Annotated in this window: 1 protein-coding gene; it reads left to right on the forward strand. The window is 48.2% G+C overall.

Translation table 11 applies throughout. The features are described 5' to 3' along the window. On the forward strand, nucleotides 1-651 hold a 651-nt coding region (locus FKZ59_RS14460; RefSeq protein ID WP_141603400.1), incomplete at both ends, for an IS256 family transposase.

Below are 651 nucleotides of genomic sequence, written 5' to 3' on the forward strand. Positions count from 1 at the left end.
ATATGAGAAACGGCTACTATCAACGAAATCTAGATACGCAATATGGCCGGATTGAAGGTCTTTTGGTCCCTAGAGACCGAAACGGAGAATTTCAAACCCAATTGTTCGCTCCTTACCAACGCCACACGGGCTGGCTGGAGGAAGCCATCATTAGGATGTATCAAAGTGGCATGAGTACACGGGAAATTGGCAAGTTTATTGAACGAATTCTAGGAAATGCTTATTCTCCAGCGACGATCAGCCGGATTACCGATGTCGTGAAAGAAGACATCGAGAAATGGCACGCTCGTCCACTGCACAAGCGTTATTCCGTCTTATATTTGGATGGTTTATACGTAAAACTTCGCCGGGATACGGTAGAGAAAGAAGTCATTTATGTGGTGTTAGGAGTGAATGAAGAAGGGTATCGAGAAATTCTGGATTTCTTCGTGGGAGGACAAGAAAGCGCCTATGGATGGCGGGAGATTCTCCAGCAGCTCTACAAAAGAGGCGTCAAGGAAGAGCTTCTGGGCGTATTTGATGGTCTTCCGGGGCTGGAGGAAGCCTTTAAGGCGGTGTATCCGAAAGCCGATGTGCAGCGCTGTGTCGTGCACAAAGTCCGCAACACCCTCAGCCGTGTTCGGAAAAAAGACCAATTCGAAGTGGCCGAGG

This window comes from Ureibacillus terrenus (genome assembly GCF_006569205.1).
GTDB lineage: Bacteria > Bacillota > Bacilli > Bacillales_A > Planococcaceae > Ureibacillus > Ureibacillus terrenus.